Annotated in this window: 17 protein-coding genes; 9 read left to right on the top strand and 8 right to left on the bottom strand. The window is 71.2% G+C overall.

What is annotated here, in order from left to right; all coding sequences use genetic code 11:
* Positions 1 to 36: 36 nt before the first annotated feature.
* Both N4P33_RS10055 and N4P33_RS10050 read right to left on the bottom strand, forming a co-directional pair.
* On the bottom strand, positions 37 to 1584 hold the full coding sequence (locus N4P33_RS10055) for a polysaccharide lyase family 1 protein (RefSeq protein ID WP_260825985.1): 1548 nt from the start codon (positions 1582 to 1584) through the stop codon (positions 37 to 39).
* A 187-nt stretch (positions 1585 to 1771) separates the two neighbouring features.
* Positions 1772 to 2959: a globin domain-containing protein gene (locus N4P33_RS10050; RefSeq protein ID WP_260825984.1), complete on the bottom strand. Its 1188-nt coding sequence runs from the start codon at positions 2957 to 2959 to the stop codon at positions 1772 to 1774.
* A gap of 338 nt (positions 2960 to 3297) precedes the next feature.
* Here N4P33_RS10050 and glnA point away from each other — a divergent pair, with 338 nt between their 5' ends.
* The 3 genes from glnA (at position 3298) to N4P33_RS10035 (ending at position 5357) form a co-directional block, all read left to right on the top strand.
* Complete coding sequence (gene glnA / locus N4P33_RS10045) at positions 3298 to 4659, top strand: type I glutamate--ammonia ligase (RefSeq protein ID WP_260825983.1); 1362 nt, start codon at positions 3298 to 3300, stop codon at positions 4657 to 4659.
* A gap of 72 nt (positions 4660 to 4731) precedes the next feature.
* Positions 4732 to 4935 (top strand): hypothetical protein, encoded by a 204-nt coding sequence (locus N4P33_RS10040; protein WP_260825982.1) that lies wholly within the window; start codon positions 4732 to 4734, stop codon positions 4933 to 4935.
* Entirely contained in the window at positions 4932 to 5357 is a 426-nt protein-coding gene (locus N4P33_RS10035; RefSeq protein WP_260825981.1) for a type II toxin-antitoxin system VapC family toxin, read from the top strand. Before N4P33_RS10040 ends, N4P33_RS10035 begins: the two co-directional genes overlap by 4 nt.
* A gap of 36 nt (positions 5358 to 5393) precedes the next feature.
* Here N4P33_RS10035 and N4P33_RS10030 read toward each other — a convergent pair whose 3' ends face one another.
* On the bottom strand, positions 5394 to 5837 hold the full coding sequence (locus N4P33_RS10030; protein WP_260825980.1) for an Rrf2 family transcriptional regulator: 444 nt from the start codon (positions 5835 to 5837) through the stop codon (positions 5394 to 5396).
* Between the two features lie 122 nt (positions 5838 to 5959).
* On the opposite strand from N4P33_RS10030, the gene N4P33_RS10025 reads away from it, so the two are divergent.
* From N4P33_RS10025 to N4P33_RS10015, 3 genes are all read left to right on the top strand, one after another.
* Positions 5960 to 6622 carry a DUF3105 domain-containing protein gene (locus N4P33_RS10025; RefSeq protein ID WP_260825979.1) on the top strand — a complete coding sequence of 221 codons (663 nt, stop codon included), beginning with the start codon at positions 5960 to 5962 and terminating at the stop codon, positions 6620 to 6622.
* A 14-nt stretch (positions 6623 to 6636) separates the two neighbouring features.
* Positions 6637 to 7269: a DUF305 domain-containing protein gene (locus tag N4P33_RS10020; protein ID WP_260825978.1), complete on the top strand. Its 633-nt coding sequence runs from the start codon at positions 6637 to 6639 to the stop codon at positions 7267 to 7269.
* 93 nt (positions 7270 to 7362) lie between these two features.
* Positions 7363 to 9129 (top strand): NAD+ synthase, encoded by a 1767-nt coding sequence (locus tag N4P33_RS10015; RefSeq protein WP_260825977.1) that lies wholly within the window; start codon positions 7363 to 7365, stop codon positions 9127 to 9129.
* 312 nt (positions 9130 to 9441) lie between these two features.
* Here N4P33_RS10015 and N4P33_RS10010 read toward each other — a convergent pair whose 3' ends face one another.
* The 4 genes from N4P33_RS10010 to N4P33_RS09995 all read right to left on the bottom strand — a co-directional run bounded on the left by N4P33_RS10010 (position 9442) and on the right by N4P33_RS09995 (position 14275).
* On the bottom strand, positions 9442 to 10659 hold the full coding sequence (locus N4P33_RS10010) for an MFS transporter (protein WP_260825976.1): 1218 nt from the start codon (positions 10657 to 10659) through the stop codon (positions 9442 to 9444).
* Between the two features lie 126 nt (positions 10660 to 10785).
* Entirely contained in the window at positions 10786 to 11838 is a 1053-nt protein-coding gene (locus N4P33_RS10005) for an endonuclease/exonuclease/phosphatase family protein (RefSeq protein ID WP_260825975.1), read from the bottom strand.
* A gap of 165 nt (positions 11839 to 12003) precedes the next feature.
* Positions 12004 to 12639 (bottom strand): TetR/AcrR family transcriptional regulator, encoded by a 636-nt coding sequence (locus tag N4P33_RS10000; RefSeq protein ID WP_260825974.1) that lies wholly within the window; start codon positions 12637 to 12639, stop codon positions 12004 to 12006.
* A 46-nt stretch (positions 12640 to 12685) separates the two neighbouring features.
* The gene (locus N4P33_RS09995; RefSeq protein WP_260825973.1) at positions 12686 to 14275 is read right to left on the bottom strand and encodes an MFS transporter; all 1590 of its coding nucleotides are present in this window, start codon (positions 14273 to 14275) and stop codon (positions 12686 to 12688) included.
* A gap of 196 nt (positions 14276 to 14471) precedes the next feature.
* Here N4P33_RS09995 and panB point away from each other — a divergent pair, with 196 nt between their 5' ends.
* From panB to N4P33_RS09980, 3 genes are all read left to right on the top strand, one after another.
* A complete protein-coding gene (panB, locus tag N4P33_RS09990; RefSeq protein ID WP_260825972.1) occupies positions 14472 to 15347 on the top strand; it encodes a 3-methyl-2-oxobutanoate hydroxymethyltransferase in 876 nt (291 codons plus the stop codon).
* A 270-nt stretch (positions 15348 to 15617) separates the two neighbouring features.
* On the top strand, positions 15618 to 16643 hold the full coding sequence (locus N4P33_RS09985; RefSeq protein ID WP_260825971.1) for an ATP-binding cassette domain-containing protein: 1026 nt from the start codon (positions 15618 to 15620) through the stop codon (positions 16641 to 16643).
* The gene (locus N4P33_RS09980; protein ID WP_260825970.1) at positions 16640 to 17518 is read left to right on the top strand and encodes an ABC transporter permease; all 879 of its coding nucleotides are present in this window, start codon (positions 16640 to 16642) and stop codon (positions 17516 to 17518) included. Before N4P33_RS09985 ends, N4P33_RS09980 begins: the two co-directional genes overlap by 4 nt.
* An 8-nt stretch (positions 17519 to 17526) precedes the next feature.
* On the opposite strand, the gene N4P33_RS09975 is transcribed toward N4P33_RS09980, so the two are convergent.
* On the bottom strand, positions 17527 to 20433 hold a 2907-nt coding region (locus N4P33_RS09975), incomplete at its 5' end, for a BTAD domain-containing putative transcriptional regulator (RefSeq protein WP_260825969.1).

The following is a 20433-nucleotide window of genomic DNA, read 5'->3' as shown; positions in this document are numbered from 1 at the left end:
GCGGGGGCCGCCGGGATCCGGCGGCCCCCGGGCGGGTCATCCCGCGTACGTCTCGAACTCGGCGACCTTCGGTGTGCCGTCGGCGCCGGTGATCTGGAAGGTGACCTTCTTCAGTGAGGTCCGGGGGAAGGAGATGACGCCCGCCCCGCTGCCGGAGGTCAGGACGGCGCCGGTGTCGCCGTTGAGGACCCGCCAGGATCCGATGGTGCCCTCGGAGCCCGCCGCCTCACGAATGTTGATCTTGGAGACGGTGGTGGCGGTGCCCCACTTGACCGAGACCGCGCCGGTCGAGCCGGCCGGTGACCAGTAGGTGCTGAGGTTCCCGTCGCGCACGTTGCCGTAGCTCGTGCCGTCGGCCTTGCTGGTGCCGTCGGCGCCGGCGCCGATGCTGAGGTTGGTTCCCGTGGGCGGGGTCGTCGGGGTGGGGTCGGTGGGCGTCGGGGTGGGGTCGGTGGGGGTCGGCGACGGAGTCTGCGGGGTGCAGCTGCCGTCGGAGACCTTCAGGCCCTTGTCGGCACCGGCCGTCTGGCTGACCACGCTCGGTACGCAGTTCGCCGCGTCGAGGGTGTACGCGTACGGGATGCCGACGGACGTGTTCGACGTGGGGTTCGGGCCCGCGGGGTTGTTGTCCTCGCCCGGCTCGGACCAGGTCACGTTGTCGAAGATGTTGCCCGCAACCTGCCAGTAGCCGGCCGCGTCGGTGTAGAAGGTGCCGAGGACGTCCTTGGAGTCCTCGAAGTAGTTGTTGTCCACCTTGGCCCTGGCGCCCGCGCGGGAGTTGATGCCGGACTCGTTCAGGCTCACGTAGTGGTTGTTGTACATGTGGGCGATGCCGCCGCGCAGCAGGGGCGCTCGCGAGTCGATGTTCTCGTACAGGTTGTGGTGGAAGGTGACGAAGCCGTTCGATACGTCGCTCTCGCTGGACCCGATCAGGCCGCCGCGCCCGGAGTTGCGCAGGGTGCTGTAGGACAGGGTCACGTACTGGGTGTTGTCCTTCATGTCGAACAGGCCGTCGTAGCCCTCCGACTCGCCGCCGGACGCCTCCAGGGTGACGTGGTCGACCCAGACGTTGCGGACGTCGCTCTCCATGCCGATGGCGTCGCCGCCGTTGGAGGTGGGCGAGCCGGACTTCTTGACGTTCCTGACCGTGACGTTCTGGATGATGATGTTGCTGGACTCCCGGATGTGGATGCCCAGTTGGTCGAAGACGGCTCCGCTGCCTACTCCGACGATGGTGACGTTGCTGATCTGCTTGAGCTCGATCTTGTCGGCGGCGGTGCTGCAACTGTCGCCGGATACCTGGGTGGTGTTGCCGTGGTTGATGGTGCCCTCGACCTGGATGGTGAGGGGGGTGTCGGCACTGGCCCGGCCGCACAGGGCCTGGTGTATCTGGGTCCCGGTGGTGGCGCGCACGGTCTGCCCGCCCGCGCCGCCGGTGGTGCCGCCGTTCTGGGTCGCGTAGCCGGTGGCGCCGGCGGCCGCCGCGGACGCGGTGGGCGCCGACAGTGCGAAACCGGTTGCTGCCGCGACAGCCCCCGTGGCCAGCAGTGCGGAGACCCGCAGTGTGACTGGTCGTCGTCTCATCCTTGCCTCACCTCTCGCTGTAATGTCAGGAGCATGACATTCCCTCACCGGAGTTTTGGGAAAGCGCTTTCTGAGGGCGAAGGTATGGGTGACTCCGCGAACTGGCAACGCTCTGCGCAGTTGTGGAATGCCAAGTTCCGTAAAGGCGAGGGGCGTTGAGGCCCCTCGCCGTGGCGACCGGCGTGCGTCAGCCCTGCTGGGCCAGCCACAGGTCCGGGCCGAACACCTCGTAGTGGATGTCGGCCGGGGCGACCCCCTTGCCGATCAGTTGCTCCCGCATCGCCCGCATGAACGGCAGCGGACCGCACAGGTACGCACGCGTGCCCGGCGCCACGGACACGCCCGCGAGGTCGACGTACCCGGTGTGCGCACCGGCCGGGGTGTCCTGCTCGTACCAGAAGTGCACGGCGCTGTCCGGCAGCTTCGCCGCGTACGCCTCGTGGTCGGCGCGCAGGGCGTGATCGGCCGGGGAGCGGTCGCCGTGCACGACGGTGACCGGCGCGCGGTGCCCGCTGTCGGCGAGGTGCGCCAGCATCGCGGTCATCGGGGTCACGCCGATGCCGGCGGAGGCGAGCAGCAGGGGCGTTCCGGCGTCGGTGTCGAGCACCAGGTCGCCGTACGCCTCGGACAGCTCCAGGGTGTCGCCGGCCCGCACGCGCGCGTGGAGGTGGTGCGAGACCTCACCCTCGGGCCCGGAGCCGCCGTGCACCCGCTTGACGCTGAACTGCCGCTCGTCCGGCCCGGGCGCACCGGAGAGGCTGTACTGCCGTATCTGCCGGGCGCCGTCGGCGAGGGTCACCCGGACGGAGACGTACTGGCCGGCGCGGAAGTCGCGCACCGGGCCGCCGTCGGCCGGACGAAGCCGGAAGGTCACCACGTCGGCGGTCTCCCGGACGCGCTCGACGACCTCCCAGGTGCGCCAGGTCCGGCCGCCGCGCTCCTCGTAGAGGCGCTTCTCGACGGCGATCAGGGCGTTCGCCATCAGCCAGTAGACCTCGTCCCAGGCGGCGGCGACCTCCGGGGTGACGGCCTCGCCGAGCACGTCCGCGATGGCGGCGAAGAGGTGCTCGTGGACGATCTCGTACTGCTCGGGGGTGATGCCGAGCGAGGCGTGCTTGTGGGCGATGCGCCCGAGCATCGCGTCGGGCCGCTGGTCGGGGTGGTCCAGCAGGTGCGTGGCGAAGGCGGCGATGGATCCGGCGAGGGCCTGGCGCTGGGTGCCGGCGGCCTGGTTGCCGCGGTTGAACAGGTCGCGCAGCAACTCGGGGCGGGCGGCGAACATCCCGGCGTAGAAGCGCTCGGTGATCTCGCCGAGGGACGCGCCGACGGCGGGAAGCGTGGCACGCACGACGGCAGCGGACTGCTCGGACAGCATCGGGTCTCCTCTGGCTGGACAAGCCGGCTGCGCCGGACTTGCTCGGCTTGCTTGCATCCCCATTAAAACTTGCATCCCAGATTCCAATTAACGGGGGGTGGGGTTGCGGAACCGGCGGCGTTGGGGTTGCGGCGCCGGCGGCGGCGGGGGTGCGGACCGGCGGCGGGCGGGTAGCGGACCCGGCTGTTACGGATGTCGCCATGAGCGGGCAAGATGGGCGACAGGGCGGTCGGCAACGCACATGTAACGCTGGTGTGGTGGGATGGCCCGAGCGCCCGACCGCCTCCCGTGGCCCGGGAGTACAGGCGGCCTGACCGGCAAGGATGGGGAAGCGGAAGATGGACAAGCAGCAGGAGTTCGTGCTCCGGACCTTGGAGGAGCGCGACATCCGGTTCGTACGCCTGTGGTTCACGGACGTGCTGGGCTTCCTGAAGTCCGTCGCCGTGGCCCCGGCCGAGCTCGAGCAGGCGTTCGACGAGGGCATCGGCTTCGACGGCTCCGCCATCGAGGGCTTCGCCCGGGTGTACGAGTCCGACATGATCGCCAAGCCGGACCCGTCGACGTTCCAGATCCTCCCCTGGCGTGCGGAGGCCCCCGGCACGGCCCGGATGTTCTGCGACATCCTCATGCCGGACGGCTCGCCGTCCTTCGCCGACCCGCGCTACGTCCTCAAGCGCGCGCTGGCCCGCACCTCCGACCTGGGCTTCACCTTCTACACTCACCCGGAGATCGAGTTCTTCCTGCTGAAGGACAAGCCGGTCGACGGCAGCCGGCCGACCCCGGCCGACAACTCCGGCTACTTCGACCACACCCCGCAGAACGTCGGCATGGACTTCCGCCGCCAGGCGATCACCATGCTGGAGTCGATGGGCATCTCGGTGGAGTTCTCCCACCACGAGGGCGCGCCCGGCCAGCAGGAGATCGACCTGCGGTACGCGGACGCGCTGTCCACGGCGGACAACATCATGACGTTCCGCCTGGTGATGAAGCAGGTGGCGCTGGAGCAGGGCGTACAGGCGACGTTCATGCCGAAGCCGTTCTCCGAGCACCCCGGCTCCGGCATGCACACGCACCTCTCCCTCTTCGAGGGCGACCGCAACGCGTTCTACGAGTCCGGCGCCGAGTACCAGCTCTCCAAGGTCGGCCGCTCCTTCATCGCGGGCCTGCTGCGGCACGCGGCGGAGATCTCCGCGGTGACCAACCAGTGGGTCAACTCCTACAAGCGCATCTGGGGCGGCACGGAGCGCACGGCCGGCGCGGGCGGTGAGGCGCCCTCCTACATCTGCTGGGGCCACAACAACCGCTCGGCGCTGGTCCGCGTCCCGATGTACAAGCCCGGCAAGACCGGCTCGGCGCGGGTGGAGGTCCGCTCCCTCGACTCGGGCGCGAACCCGTACCTGGCCTACGCCGTCCTGCTGGCCGCCGGCCTGAAGGGCATCGAGGAGGGCTACGAACTCCCGCCGGGCGCCGAGGACGACGTCTGGGCCCTCTCCGACGCGGAACGCCGCGCCCTGGGCATCGAACCCCTCCCCCAGAACCTGGGCGAGGCGCTCACCCTGATGGAACGCAGCGACCTGGTCGCCGAGACCCTCGGCGAACACGTCTTCGACTTCTTCCTCCGCAACAAGCGCCAGGAGTGGGAGGAGTACCGCTCGGAGGTCACGGCGTTCGAGCTGAAGAAGAACCTGCCGGTGCTGTAGGGGCGGAGTGGCGGAACGTTCGCCGTCTCCCGGCACCCGGGTCGGTCAGAGGCACGCGGCTACCCTTGTGCCATGACGACACGGGAAGAGCTGCATGCGCTCATCGACCGCGTGCCGGACGACGACATCGATGCAGTAGCACAGAGCCTGCGGCCGTTCATAGAGCCCGCCGGACGCCCGGGACGCCCTTCGTTCATCGGCATGGGCCGCTCCGGGCGCTCCGACACGTCCGCCCGCGCGGACGAGATCCTTCGGGAGACAGGGTTCGGCGAGTGATCGTGGTGGACACGGGCCCCTTGGTGGCCCTCGCGGACGCCGACGACGGCCACCACGCGCCATGCGTCCGCTGGTACGACACCGTCCACCCGCGCAACCTCGTGATCCCGGCGCCGGTCATCGCGGAAGCCTGCCACTTGATCGGCACCCGGTGCGGTGCCCAGGTCGAAGCGGCGTTCCTCGACGCGCTCGCCGCCGGGGACCTCGGTACCGTCACGAGCGTCCTGCCCGAGGACATCCAGCGCATGGCGCACCTCGTACGGCAGTACGCCGACCTCCCCCTCGGCGGTACCGACGCCTGCGTCGTCGCTATCGCCGAACGGTGGCAGGCCAAGCAGGTGGTCACCGTCGACCGCCGCCATTTCAGCGTCGTGCGGCCTTCCCACGTGCCCGCTTTCGAGCTGCTTCCCTGTGACCTCTGACATCCTCCGCCGGCTGACTGAAGCCCGGGGAGGAGCTCAAGGCCTCGGGGAGATCCCGAGCAGGAGCGGGCCCGTCGGAGTGGTGACGAGGTCCTCCAGGGTGAGGGGGTCCAGGGAGGTGAAGAAGGCTTCCTGGGCCTGGCGGAGGGCTCCGCGGAGGCGGCAGGCGGAGTTGAGGGGGCAGGGGGCCGTGGTGGTCGTGCCCTCGCAGTCGACGACGTCGCCCTCGCCCTCGAAGGTGCGGACCAGCATGCCCACCGATGCCTTGCGGCCCCTGTCCGTCAGGGCGAGCCCGCCGCCCCTGCCACGGCGGGCCGTGAGCAGGCCCATGTGCTGGAGTTCGGCGACGACCTTCGCGGCGTGGGTGTAGGGCACGTCCATCGCCGTCGCGACATCGCGGGTCGTGGGGTTCGGCTCGGCGGTCGCGGCGAGGCGCATCAGCAGGCGCAGGGCCAGGTCGGTGGAGCGCAGCAGCCGCATACGGCGCAGCGTAGGTAATACGCATCCGGGGTTCAAATTATTGAGCCCCTACGACTGGCCTCACCTTCCCCATTACGATCAGCTCACCCGATCGTCCCACCCCTCACCCGAAGGGCACCTCCATGGGCTCCGCCAAGAAGAGCAGCGCGGCACGCAAGGCACGCATAGAGGAGATGCGGCGCGCAGAGCAGGCCCGCGAGCGGCGCGCGCGGATCCTCACCATCGGCGCGAGCGTGGTCGTCGTCACCGGACTCGTCGTCGGCGGGGTGTTCCTCGTCCGGTCCCAGTCGGACGACTCCGGCAACGCCGCGAGCGACGCCAAGAACTCCGGCCGCTTCGTCACCGGCAAGGACGGCGTGAAGAAGTGGGAGGGCACGCTCGCCCGCAACCACGTCACCAAGTCGGTCAGCTACCCGGTGACGCCCCCGGTCGGCGGTGACCACAACCCGGTCTGGATGAACTGCAACGGGGACGTCTACACCAAGGAGATCAACAACACCAACGCCGTCCACTCGCTGGAGCACGGCGCGGTGTGGGTGACGTACAACTCCCAGGCGAAGAAGGCGGACATCGACGCCCTCGCCGCGAAGGTGAAGAAGACGCCGTACACGCTGATGAGCCCGGTCGACGGCCAGAAGGACCCGATCATGCTCAGCGCGTGGGGGCACCAGCGCACGGTGACCGGTGCGAAGGATCCCGCCGTCGACGCGTTCTTCGAGAAGTTCGTGCAGGGGCAGCAGACCCCCGAGCCCGGGGCGGCCTGCACCAACGGCCTGGCTCAGTGAGGCAGCCTGGTCTCATGAGGCAGTTCGGATTGATCGCCGGGAGCGCGGTGGCCGTACTGGTCGCCGGCGGTGCGATCAGTTACGCCGCCGTCGCCGGGGACGAGGGGTCTTCGGACAGCACCCCCTCCGTCGAGTCCGCCGACGCCGGGTTCGCCCGGGACATGGCCGTGCATCATCAGCAGGCCGTCGAGATGTCGTACATCGTCCGGGACCGGACGAAGAACGAGGAGGTCCGGCGGCTCGCGTACGACATCGCCCAGACCCAGGCCAATCAGCGGGGCATGCTGCTCGGGTGGCTGGACCTGTGGGAGCTGCCCAAGGTGTCGGCCGATCCGCCGATGACCTGGATGGGGATGGGCGACCGGGACTCCTCCGAGGAGGACCCCGAGGGGGCCCTGATGCCGGGGATGGCGACGAACGCCGAGATGAAGCGGCTCGGCGAGCTGAACGGGAAGCAGGCCGAGGTCTTCTATCTGCAGCTCATGACCGACCACCACAAGGGCGGGGTGCACATGGCGCAGGGGTGCCTCAGCAAGTGCGAGGTCGGCGTGGAGAAGCGGCTGGCCCGGACGATGGTGGAGGGGCAGCGGTCGGAGATCGAGCTGATGGCGGGGATGCTGCGGGATCGCGGCGCTCGCGCCCGGTGAGCCTGGTGAGGCAGGGCCGGGTAGGTGGGGCGTGCGGTGTGATCTCCAGCCTGGTCTTCCACATCGCGTCGCTTTGACGATTACACTGGGCGCGTGCCTCAACTTCGCCTCGCCCTGAATCAGATCGACGCGCGCGTCGGTGACCTCGCCGGCAACGCCGAAACGATTGTCCGCTGGACCCGGCACTCCGCCGAGCAGGGAGCGCACCTCGTGGCGTTCCCGGAGATGGTGCTGACCGGGTATCCCGTCGAGGACCTGGCCCTCAGGTCGTCCTTCGTGGAGGCCTCCCGCGCCGCCCTGCGCGCGCTCGCCGCACGGCTCGCCGAGGAGGGCTTCGGGGAGCTGCCGGTGGTCGTCGGCTACCTCGACCGCAGCGCCACCGCCCAGCCGAAGTACGGGCAGCCGGCGGGTGCGCCGCAGAACGCCGCCGCCGTGCTGTACGGCGGTGAGGTGGTGCTGAGCTTCGCCAAGCACCACCTGCCGAACTACGGCGTCTTCGACGAGTTCCGGTACTTCGTGCCCGGGGACACCATGCCGGTGGTGCGGGTGCGGGGTGTGGATGTCGCCCTCGCCATCTGCGAGGACCTGTGGCAGGACGGGGGCCGGGTGCCGGCGGCGCGGTCCGCGCGGGCCGGGCTGCTGCTGTCCATCAACGCCTCGCCGTACGAGCGGGACAAGGACGACACCCGGCTGGAGCTGGTGCGCAAGCGGGCGCAGGAGGCCGGGTGCACGACGGCGTACCTCGCGATGATGGGCGGTCAGGACGAGCTCGTCTTCGACGGGGACTCGATCGTCGTGGACGCCGGTGGGGAGGTTGTGGCGCGGGCGCCGCAGTTCGCCGAGGCGTGTGTGGTGGTGGATCTGGAGCTGCCCCCGGCGCTCGCGGACGCGCCGACGGGCGTCGTGGACGACGGGCTGCGGATCGACCGGGTCGTGCTGTCGGAGGAGCCGGTCGCCGCGTACGAGCCCGAGCGGGCCGGGGGGTACGCGGAGCGGCTCGACGACGACGAGGAGGTCTACTCCGCGCTGGTCGTGGGACTGCGGGCGTACGCCGCGAAGAACGGGTTCCGTTCCGTGCTGATCGGGTTGTCCGGGGGCATCGACTCGTCGCTGGTCGCGGCGATCGCGTGCGACGCGGTGGGCGCGGAGAACGTGTACGGCGTGTCCATGCCGTCGAAGTACTCCTCCGAGCACTCCAAGGACGACGCGGCGGAGCTGGCGCGGCGGACGGGGCTGAACTACCGGACCGTTCCCATCGAGCCGATGTTCGACGCGTACATGGGGGCGCTGGGGCTGACCGGGCTGGCGGAGGAGAACCTGCAGTCCCGGCTGCGGGGCACGCTGCTGATGGCGATCTCCAACCAGGAGGGGCACATCGTGCTGGCGCCGGGCAACAAGTCCGAGCTGGCGGTGGGGTATTCGACCCTGTACGGCGACTCGGTGGGGGCGTACGGGCCCATCAAGGACGTGTACAAGACGTCGGTGTTCCGGCTGGCGGAGTGGCGGAACCGGGCGGCGGTGGAGCGGGGGCAGACGCCGCCGATCCCGGAGAACTCGATCACCAAGCCGCCGAGCGCGGAGCTGCGGCCGGGGCAGGTCGACACGGACTCGCTGCCGGACTATCCGGTGCTGGACGCGATCCTGGAGCTGTACGTGGACCGGGACCGGGGCGCCGATGAGATCGTGGCGGCCGGGTTCGACGCCGAGCTGGTGGCGAAGACGTTGCGGATGGTGGACCGGGCGGAGTACAAGCGGCGGCAGTACCCGCCGGGGACGAAGATCTCACCGAAGGGCTTCGGGAAGGACCGGCGTCTGCCGATCACCAACGGGTGGAGCGAGCAGGTGCCTCCGGCGGGCTGACCGGTTGGTGGCTTCGGCTGCGGCTCGGGTGGGGGTGCGCGCCCATGCCTGCGGCGCCTGTGCGGCTTCGGTGGGGGTGCGCGCCCATGCCTGCGGCGCCTGTGCGGCTTCGGTGGGGGTGCGCGTAGCGCCCCATGCCGGTGGGTGAGTCGGGGACGGGGCGGTGGTGTCCGTCCTCGGTCTGGCGCGGAATCGGTCGCTTGCAGAGGGCCTGGTGTTGACGCGCCGGCCGCTGCGGGCAGACACCACCGCCCCGTCCCCTTCCCACCGTGGGCGACTGCGGCGCTCGTACCTGCGGCGGGCAGTGCCCTCTCACCGGCGTTCCAGAGTTTCGGCCTCCTGTGGCACATGCCCCACGACGACCCGGCCCGGCGCCGCTTCCGCCCTGCGGTCCACCGCGTACGCCATCGCCGCCACGGCGATGCCCAGGGCCGCCAGGGCCGCGCCCGCCACCGCGGGGGACGTCGTGCCGAGGCCCGCGGCCAGGGCCAGGCCGCCGATCCAGGCGCCGCCGGCGTTGGCCAGGTTGAAGGCCGCCTGGTTGGCGGAGGAGGCCAGGGACGGGGCAGAGGATGCCTTCTCCATGACCATCAGCTGGAGCGGGGAGCCCGTGATGAAGGCGGCCGTGCCGAGGAGGGTGACCGCGATCGCCGCCGTCGCCTGGGTGCGCATCAGGAGCGGGAACAGGGCCAGGACCAGCGTGAGGGAGGCCAGGCCGCCGAAGAGGGTCGCCCGCAGGGAGTGGTCGGCCAGGCGGCCGCCGAGCAGGTTGCCGGCCGTCGCGCCCACGCCGAAGAGGGCGAGGAGGAGCGTGACCGTGCCGTCGGTGTAGCCGGCCGTGTCGGTCAGCATGGGGGTGATGTAGCTGTACGCCGCGAAGAGCGCCCCGAAGCCGGCGACCGTCGTGCCGAGGGCCAGCCAGACGGGGAGGGAGCGCAGCGCGGTCAGTTCGCCGCGCAGGCCCGTCTGCGGGGTGGTCGAGGTGCCGGCGGCGGGGATGAGGAGGGCCAGGGACGCGATCGCCGCGAGGCCGATCGCCGAGACCGCCAGGAACGTCGCCCGCCAGCCGAAGTGCTGGCCCATGAGCGTGGCCAGCGGGACGCCCACCACGTTGGCGAGGGTGAGGCCCAGGAACATCAGGGAGACCGAGCGGGCCTTCCGGTCGGGGGTCACCATGTCGGCGGCCACCACCGCGCCGACGCCGAAGAAGGCGCCGTGCGGCAGACCGCTGAGGAAGCGGGCGGCCAGCAGCCAGGTGTGGTCGGGGGCGAGTGCCGAGAGCGCGTTGCCCGCCACGAAGAGGGCCATGAGCAGGATCAGCACCGTGCGGCGCGGGATGCGGGCCGTCGCGGCGGCGAGCAGCGGGGCTCCCACGACGACGCCGAGCGCGTACGCCGAGACCAGGTGACCGGCGCTGGGGATGGAGGTGCCCAGGTCGGCGGCGACGTCGGGGAGCAGGCCCATCATGACGAACTCGGTGGTGCCGATGCCGAAGGCGCCTACGGCGAGGGCGAGGAGGGCCAGGGGCATGGGGTCGCGGACCTGCCTTTCGGAGCGCTTTATGTTCAGTGACTGAACAAAGCCTCGCAGGGTCAGGATTCCGCCAGGTGACGTGACGGTTGCCGGCGCGGGTCCCCAAGGCGTTGACCTGGGGTTTCAGGAATCCGTTGTGGCCAGCCTCACACGCGCCGCGATGGGCAGGTGGTCGCTCGGGGTCTGCGGCAGGGTCCAGGAGCTCTCCGGCTCCGCGCCCTTGACCATGATCTGGTCGATCCGCGCCATCGGGAACGACGCCGGCCAGCTGAAGCCGAAGCCGCTGCCCACCGCACCCTGGGTGGAGCGCATCTGGGAGGTGACGGCGTTCAGGGCGCGGTCGTTCATCGTGCCGTTGAGGTCGCCGAGCAGGACCACGTTGCGCAGGGGCTCGTCGGCGATGGCCTCGCCTAGGGCGTCGGCGCTCTTGTCGCGCTGACGGGCCGTGAAGCCGGCCTCCAGCTTCACCCGGACCGACGGCAGGTGGGCGACGTAGACGGCGACCTGACCGGCGGGCGCCGTCACCGTGGCCCGCATGGCGCGCTGCCAGCCGAGGCGGATGTCGACGGCCTCGATGCCGCTCAGCGGGTACTTGCTCCACAGGCCGACCGTGCCCACCACGGCGTGGTAGCGGTAGGTGGACTCCAGGGCCTTCTCGTACGTCGGGACCGCCGACGCCTTGAGTTCCTCCAGGGCGAGCACGTCGGCGCCGGACGCGGCGACCTCGCGGGCGGTGCCCGAGGGGTCGGGGTTCTCGGCGTTGACGTTGTGCGTGGCCACCGTGAGGTCGCCGCCGCCGGTGGTCTTGTCGGTGAGCAGACCGCCGAAGAGGTTCAGCCAGACGACGGCGGGCAGCAGCGTCGCGACGAGCGCGGTGGCCGACTTGCGGTAGAGGGCCAGCAGGAGCAGCACCGGGATGAACACGCCCAGCCAGGGCAGGAACGTCTCCACCAGGCTGCCCAGGTTGCCGACCGCGTTCGGGATGTGGGCGTGGGCCAGCATGACCAGGGCGAGGATCGCCGCGCAGGCCGCGAGGACCAGGCCACGGCGCCAGATGCGGCGGTCGCCGCGCCAGCCTCTGGTCAGGGCGTCGATCAGGCGCTGAAGCCGGGATGTCCGGCGCTCGGGCCCCGAGCCGCCGTTGTCCGTCTCCGTCATGTACGCCTGCTGCGCCATACCGTCGCCTCACAACCTGCCGTGCACACCGTTCTCCCCGTGTCCGTAAGACCCTAGGGGATGATCGGTTCCTTTCCTGCCGCCTCTCGACGGCCGTACGGGGGCGAGGACGTACAAGGCGGGTGCGCGAGTTCCGCCTGTGACGAAATGCGCACATGCGGGTGCTCAGCGGGCGGGGCGCAGGCCTTCGAGGAGGGTGTCGACGACCTGTACGGCGAGGTCGTCCGGGAGGTCGGCGTCGGGGCGCATGACGGTGCGGACGAGGATGGGGCCGACGACGATGTCGTTCAGCAGCTCCAGGTCGAGGTCGGTGCGCAGTTCGCCGTTCTCCTGGCCGCGGCGCAGGACCTCCAGGCCGATGCGGCGGCGCGGTTCGATGACGATGGTGTGGTAGGCGGCCCAGATTTTCGGGCTGCTCTTCATCTGGGCGTGCACGTTGTGCAGGATCGCCGAGGTCCGGCTCGCGAGTCCGCGGCGGCGCAGGGACTCCAGCAGGACGACGAGGTCGTCGCGCATGGAGGTGCCGGGGAGTTCGGGGTCCGGGGGTTCGGCGGCGCGGACGACGTCGACGAAGAGTTCCTCCTTGCCGCTCCAGCGGCGGTAGATGGTGGCCTTGCCGACGCCGGCGGTGCGGGCGATGCGCTCGATGGAGAGCTCCGCGAGGGGCACGCCCTCCTCCAGGAGCTTCATCACGCCCTCGATGATGGCGCGTTCGAGCGCCTCGCTGCGGGGGCGGCCGCGTGCGGGGCCGTCCTGGCGGGGGTCCCTGCCGGCGTCGGGTGCGGTGTCGGCGAGGCTCACGTCGTCGTTTCCTTCCCTGGTGCTGCCGTGGGCCGGTGTCTGCGCGTCAGTCCGCCGCCCTCACCAACTCCTGGTCCCGCTCGCCGTCTTCGGGCGCGGGGGTACGGCCGGGCAGGAACAGGGCGGTGACGATCGCCCCGACCAGGGCGACACCCGCGCCCCACAGCGCCGTGACGTGCATGGCGTACAGGAAGGCGTCGTTGGCTGGGCCGGCCAGGGCCTCGCCGCGTGCGCCGAGCCGGTCGGCGACGGCCAGGGTGGCCTCGATGGACTCACCGGCCGCGTGGCGGGCGCCCGGCGGCAGAACGGTCAGCTGGTCCTCGATGCTCGTGCGGTAGGCCGTGGAGAGGACCGAGCCGAGGACGGCGATCCCGAGGGCGCCCCCGAGCTGGCGGAAGGTGTTGCTGAGCGCGGAGGCGGAGCCGGCCTTCTCACGGGGCAGGGCCTGCATGATGAGGACGCTGACCGGCGTCATCACATGCGCCATGCCGGCGCCCATGAGGAAGAAGACGACCTCCAGGAGCCAGATGGGGGTGCCGGCGTCCAGGAGGGCGAAGGCGGCGAGGGTCGCGGCGAGCAGCAGCAGGCCGCCGGTGGTGGTCGCGCGGTTGCCGAAGCGGTTCACCAGCAGCCGGGCGCGCGGCGCGAAGATCATCTGGGCGGCGGCGAGCGGCAGCATCAGCAGCCCGGTCTCCAGCGGGGAGTAGCCGCGCACGCTCTGGGTGTAGAAGACCGCGAAGAAGGTGACGCCCATGAGCGCGAAGAAGACCAGCGCGATGGCGCCGATCGCGGCGGAGAACACCTTGTTGCGGAAGTACGTCACGTCGATGGACGGATGGTCGCTGCGCTTCTCGACCACCACGAAGGCGACGAGTACGGCGAGACCGGCGCCGATCGTCGACAGCACGGTGGCGTCGGTGAAGTCGGCGAGCTGGCCGCCCTTGATGATGCCGTAGACCAGCAGGATCAGGCCGGTCACGGACAGCACGACGCCGAGCGGGTCGATCCGGCCGGGGCGGGGATCGCGCGAGTCGGGCACCAGCCACAGCATCAGGGCGAGGGCGAGCAGCACGATCGGCACGTTGACGAGGAAGACCGACCCCCACCAGAAGTGGTCCAGGAGCAGACCGCCGGTGATCGGGCCGATGGCGATGGCGAGGCCGACGCCGCCCGCCCAGATGCCGATGGCCTTGGGCTGTTCCTCGCGTTCGAAGACGTTCATCAGCACGGCCAGGGTGGCCGGCATCACGAAGGCCGCGCCCAGGCCCATCACCGCGCGGAAGCCGATCAGCTCCGCCGGGGAGCCGGAGAAGGCGGCCAGCGCCGAGCCGATGCCGAACACCGCGAGGCCGCCGAGCAGGACCTTCTTGCGGCCGAGGCGGTCACCGAGCAGACCGGCTGTGAACAGCAGGCCGGCGAACACGAGCGTGTAGGCGTTGATCGCCCATTCGAGTTCGCTCTGGGTGGCGCCGAGGCCGGTGGGCTCCGGGGTGGAGATCGTCTTGATGGCGACGTTCAGGATCGAGTTGTCCAGGACGACGATCAGCAGACTCAGCATCAGCACGCCGAGGATCGCCCAGCGACGCCGGTGCACGGCTTCGGGTACGCGGCGGCCGGGAGCGGCGGGAGTAGTCATATGGCCAGACTCTCACGAATTCCGATACGAGACCGTCTCGTATCGGAATCCCTTGCCGCGTTCCTGCCTCCGGGCTCCGGTCTCCGGTTGACATCACAGGGGGTCCTCTGGCCTCCGCCGGGTCGAGGTGCCACCATGGACGTGGTCCGGGGACGCCGTCAGGGCGCCTCGAGATGACGTGTTAGGAGCCGTTGCAATGACGCAGCTTTCGGCTGCCCAGACTGCGAAGTCAGCATCCTCCGACGGCAGCAAGGCGCTGTACGGGGGCAAGGGCACACGCCGTATCACCGTCCGCGACATCGCCCTCGCCAAGGAGCGGGGCGAGAAGTGGCCCATGCTCACCGCGTACGACGCGATGACCGCGTCCGTGTTCGACGAGGCCGGGATCCCGGTCATGCTGGTGGGCGACTCGGCCGGCAACTGTCACCTCGGGTACGACACGACCGTGCCCGTCACGCTCGACGAGCTGACCATGCTCTCCGCCGCCGTCGTACGGGGCACCTCGCGCGCCCTGATCGTCGGCGACCTGCCCTTCGGCTCGTACCAGGAGGGTCCGGTGCAGGCGCTGCGCTCGGCGACCCGGCTGGTGAAGGAGGCCGGGGTCGGGGCCGTGAAGCTGGAGGGCGGGGAGCGGTCGCACCGGCAGATCGAACTGCTGGTGGAGTCCGGGATTCCTGTGATGGCGCACATCGGGCTGACGCCGCAGTCCGTGAACGCGATGGGGTACCGCGTGCAGGGGCGTGGTGAGGAGGCGGCGCAGCAGCTGCTGCGGGACGCGAAGGCCGTGCAGGACGCGGGCGCGTTCGCGGTGGTGCTCGAGCTGGTGCCGGCGGAGCTGGCGGCCGAGGTGACGCGGAGTCTGCACATCCCGACGGTCGGGATCGGGGCGGGGCCTGAGACGGACGCGCAGGTGCTGGTGTGGACCGACATGCTCGGGCTGACCGGGGGGCGGGTGCCGAGGTTTGTGAAGCAGTACGCGGATCTGCGGGCGGTGATGACGGGGGCGGCGAAGGCGTTCGCGGAGGACGTCGTCGGCGGAACGTTCCCGCAGGAGGAGCACTCCGTCCACTAGAGCCATAGCGGCACCACCCCCACGGCAGCCCGTCGATCTTCCCCCGTCGACGGGCTGCCGCACGTTTGCCCTCCTTCTTTCCCACCCAGCCCACCCGACTCGGTCGGCGAAAAGGCGAACCAAGGGGCAACTGCCCACCGACCGAGTCCGGCAGATCGCCTTACGACCAACCGGGGTGGGGTCACCTTTCCACCAACCGAATCGGGTGGGCGAAGGTGGCTGTCGGTCGGGTGTCGGGGGTTTGTCGGTGGTGGATGACACCGTCGGGGCATGACGCGAAACGACACACACCCCGGCGGCGCCGGACGCGCCGTCACCGTACGGGGACTGGTCAAGCACTACGGCGAGACCAAGGCACTGGACGGCGTCGACCTGGACGTACGCGAGGGCACCGTGATGGGCGTGCTCGGTCCGAACGGCGCCGGCAAGACCACCCTCGTACGCATCCTGTCCACCCTCCTCGCCCCCACCGCCGGCCAGGCGACCGTTGCCGGATATGACGTCGTACGCCAGCCCCGCCAGCTGCGCCGGGTGATCGGCCTCACCGGCCAGTACGCCTCCGTCGACGAGAAACTCCCCGGCTGGGAGAACCTGTACCTCATCGGCCGGCTGCTCGACCTGCCCCGCAAGGAGGCCCGCGCCCGCGCCGACGAGCTGCTGGAGCGCTTCTCCCTCACCGAGGCGGCGAAGCGCCCCGCGTCGACGTACTCCGGCGGTATGCGCCGCCGCCTCGACCTCGCCGCCTCGATGATCGGCCGCCCCGCCGTGCTGTTCCTGGACGAGCCGACCACCGGACTGGACCCGCGCACCCGCAACGAGGTATGGGACGAGGTGAAGCGGCTGGTCGGCGACGGGGTGACCGTGCTGCTGACCACCCAGTACATGGAGGAGGCCGAGCAGCTGGCCTCCGAGCTGACGGTCGTGGACCGGGGCCGCGTCATCGCGAACGGCGGCATCGAGGAGCTGAAGGCCAAGGTCGGCGGCCGTACGCTGCGGGTCCGCCCGGCCGACCCGCTGCAGCTGCGCCCGCTGGCGGCGGCCCTGGACGAGCTGGGCCTCACGGGGCTCGCCACCAGCACGGTGGACGCCGAGCGGGGTGCCGTCCTGGTGCCGATCCTCAGTGACGAGCAGCTGACCGCGGTCGTCGGCGCCGTCACCGCGCGGGGCATCACCCTGTCCTCCATCACCACCGAACTGCCCAGCCTGGACGAGGTGTTCCTGTCGCTCACCGGCCACCGCGCCAGTGCCCCGCAGGACACCGTGCCCGCCGAGCCCCGCGAGGAGGTCGCCGTATGAGCTCCCACCCGTCGCCCACCACCGCGCTGAACGAGGCGCTTCGCGCCGCCCCTTCGAACACCATCCCCCCGACCAAGGCCGACCTCGCCGCCGACGCGCGGATCTCGCTGCGCGGGCATCTGCGGCACACCGGCGCCCTGGTGCGCCGGAATCTGCTGTGGATCCGGCAGGACCCGGAGTCGATGTTCGACGCCGTGCTGTTCCCGATCGTGTTCACCCTGCTGTTCGTGTACGTCTTCGGCGGCTCGATCGGGCAGGCACTGGGCGGCGGGCAGGAGGCGTATGTGCAGTACATCGTGCCCGGCCTGATGGCCATGATGGGCATGAACATGGCCCAGGGGGTCGGCACGGGCTTCAACCAGGACTTCAACTCCGGTGTGATGGACCGCTTCCGTTCGCTGCCGATCGGCCGCGGCTCGGTGCTGTTCGCGAAGATCGCGGTCGAGCTGGTGCGGATGCTGATCGCCACCACGATCCTGATGATCGTCGGCGTGCTGGTCGGCTTCGACATCACCAACTGGCCGGGGCTGTTCGCCGCCGTGGGCCTGTCCGTGGTGTTCGGCTCGGCCCTGATGTGGATCTTCCTCACCCTGGGCGTGATCATGAAGAACGCGCAGTCGGTGCAGGCGATGGGCTTCCTGGTGCTGATGCCGCTCCAGTTCGGCTCGTCGATCTTCGCGCCGCCCGGGTCGATGCCGGGCTGGCTGGAGAACTTCACCGAGTACAACCCGCTGTCCTCGCTGGCGGACGCCGCGCGCGGGCTGATGGTGGGCGGCCCGGTGGCGCACGACCTGTGGATGACGCTGGGCTGGTCGGTGGCGCTCACGCTGATGATGGCCCCGGTCGCGATCCACAAGTTCCGCACCAAGAGCTGACAGCGGCTCTAGAGCAGGGCGGCGGCCTCCTCGGGAGTGAGGCCGCCGCCCTGCGCGTACGCGGTCGCATACGCCTCGTCGCCGAGGACGGCCCGGATGCGCTCCTCGGCGCGTTCGCGGCAGGTGCGTTCCACTCCCCCGGCGACATGGCCGGGCGGCAGCCAGGAGTCGGCGGCGCCCAGGCAGCGGGCCGCGTCCCGGGCGCGCCGCCCGCCGTCGATCCCGGCGAGGGCCATCGCGGCCCCCGTCAGATGCGCGCTGCGCATCTGGGGCGCGATGGCCGCGCTCAACGGGTCGTACGACCGCTCCAGCGCCCGGCGGAACGTGTCCAGCGCCCGCTCGTCGTCCCCCTCGAAGACGTCCAGCCAGCCCTCGGCGCCGAGGATGAACGCGTCGAAGACGACGTAGTGCGCGATACGGAACTCCTCGCGCAGCCGGTCCAGTTGGTGCCGCGCCTCGCCGGTACGCCCGGTCATGCCGAGCCAGCCGGCCAGGAACAGCCGGGCGAAGGGCATGGCCTCGTTGTGACCGCAGCGCGTGTTCTCGATGACGTCCCGCAGCAGCCGCTCCCCGCGCTCGGCCTCCCCCGCCTCCAGCAGAGCGCTGCCCAGGCGGGCGGACAGGACGGCGATCTGGGCCCGAGCGCCCAGGCGTTCGGCGTGCTCGATCGCGGCCGCGTAGTCGTCGGCCGCCTTGTCGAACCGGCCGCGGCGCTCGTGTGACTCGCCGCGCGCCGACAGGGCCTCCGCGGTGCCCCAGGCGTCGTCGAGCCGCCGGTAGATCTCCAGGGCCTCGTCCGCGTCACGGGTGGCGTCGCCCGCCCGGTCCGAGCGGTTGGCGAGCATATTGGCCCGGATCTGCAGGCATCCGGCCAGCTCCCACTCGTATCCGGGGGTGTCACGGGCGACGTCGACGGCGGCGTCGAGGGCGCGGTAGAGCCGCTCCATGTCGCCGGTCAGCATCAGGGAGAAGATCCACAGCAGTCCTGGCGAACGGCACGTCTGCGGCAGGCCCGGCTCGTACGTCGCGGCGATGACCCGCAGCCTGCCCTGCGCCTCGGGCGTCTGCCAGTTGTCCAGCTCGGTGTCCATGCAGGCGAGGTGCGCCAGATGCACCCCGCGGCGGGCCTCGGCGAGTACCTCGCCGGTCATGGGCGGCGGGGCGTCGGTGCAACGCTGCCACACCGGGGCGGCCGGGCGGGCCGGTGCGGCGAACGGGTCGGGGCCGAGGGCCATGACCTCACGGCACCAGTTGCGGGCGTCGATCCGCAGGTCGCGCATCTGCCAGTAGAAGGCCAGCGACAGCGTCAGGCACAGCGCCTCCTGCTCGTCGCGCAGGGCGAGGGCGTGGCGCAGGGCGGTGCGCAGGTTCTCGTACTCGCGCTCCAGGCGCTCGATGGCGGCGAGTTGCCGCGGTCCGCGCAGCAACGGGTCGGTGGTACGGGCGAGTTCGCGGTAGTACGTCAGATGCGCGCGTACGGCGTCGGTGCGCCGCCCGGTCTCGTCGAGCCGCTCCCCCGCGTACTCGGCGACGGTCTCCAGGAGCCGGTAGCGCATCTCTCCGTCACCCGAAGGGGCGGCCACCACCAGGGACTTGTCGACGAGCGAGCCGAGCGCCTCCAGGGCGGCGGGCCCGCACACGGCCTCGGCGGCGGCGAGGTCGCAGCCGCCGGCGAAGACCGAAAGACGGCACAGCACGTCGCGTTCGTCGGTGTCGAGCAGGTCCCAGGACCAGTCGACGACGGCGCGCAGGGTCTGCTGGCGGGGCAGGGCGGTGCGGCTGCCGGAGGTGAGCAGGCGGAAGCGGTCGTCGAGGCGGTCGGCGATCTGGCGCGGGGTGAGCATCCGCAGCCGGGCGGCGGCGAGTTCGATGGCGAGGGGCAGTCCGTCGAGCCGGCGGCAGATCTCGGCGCACGCCTCCGGATCGTCCTCGACGCGGAAGCCGGGCCGGGCGGCGGCGCCGCGTTCGGCGAGCAGCCGCAGGGCGACCGGCTCGGGCAGCGGCTCCACGGGCCGCAGCAATTCCCCGAGCACCCCGAGGGGTTCGCGGCTGGTGGCGAGGACGGTGAGGCCGGGGCACCGCTCGAGGAGGGTCTCGACGAGCCGGGCGGCGGCGTCGACGACGTGCTCGCAGTTGTCGAGGATCAGCAGCATGCGGCGCCTGCCGCAGTGTTCGGCGAGGCGGTCCACGGGGTCGTCGTGCCGCTCGGCGACGGCCCGCATGCCTTCGGCGCCGGCGCCGTACAGCACGGTCTCGCGGGCGCCGACGGCGGTGAGCACCGCCTCGGGGACGGCGGCGGGGTCGTCGACCGGCGCGAGCTCGGCCAGCCACACCCCGTCCGGCAGAGACGGCCGTACGGCCTCCCCGGCCTCCTGCGACAGCCGGGTCTTGCCGGCGCCGCCGGGTCCGAGCAGGGTGACGAGGCGGGCGGCGGTCAGGTCGGCGCGGATGGCCTCGATGTCGGCCTCCCGGCCGACGAAGGAGGTCAGCCGCGCCCGCAGATTGCCGCGCCGCGGCTCACTCCTCACCGGCTCCGGCGCGGGCGCGGGCCCGTCCGCGGGGCTGAGCAACTCGGCGTGCAGCGCCCGCAGTTCGGGACCGGGATCGGAGCCGAGACGGTCCGCGAGCAGCAGCCGTACGTCCTCGTAGGCGGCCAGGGCCTCGGCGGTGCGGCCGGTGTCGCGCAGGGCGCGCAGGCGCAGGGCCTGGAGGGGTTCGTCGAGCGGGTGGGTGTCGCACAGCGCGGTCAGTTCGGGCAGCGACTGCTCGGCCTGCCCGAGGGCGAGGGCGGCGGTGTGCCGGGCGCGCAGGGCATCCAGGCGCCGGGTCTCCACGCGGGCTGCCTCGGCGGTGGCGTCGGGGAGGTCGGCGAGGGCGGGGCCGCGCCACAGCGCGAGCGCGTCGTCGAGCACGAC

This window comes from Streptomyces sp. 15-116A (assembly GCF_025290915.1).
Lineage (GTDB): Bacteria > Actinomycetota > Actinomycetes > Streptomycetales > Streptomycetaceae > Streptomyces.
Note: the sequence above shows the minus strand (reverse complement) of the source record. Positions and strands in the feature narration are given on the sequence as shown.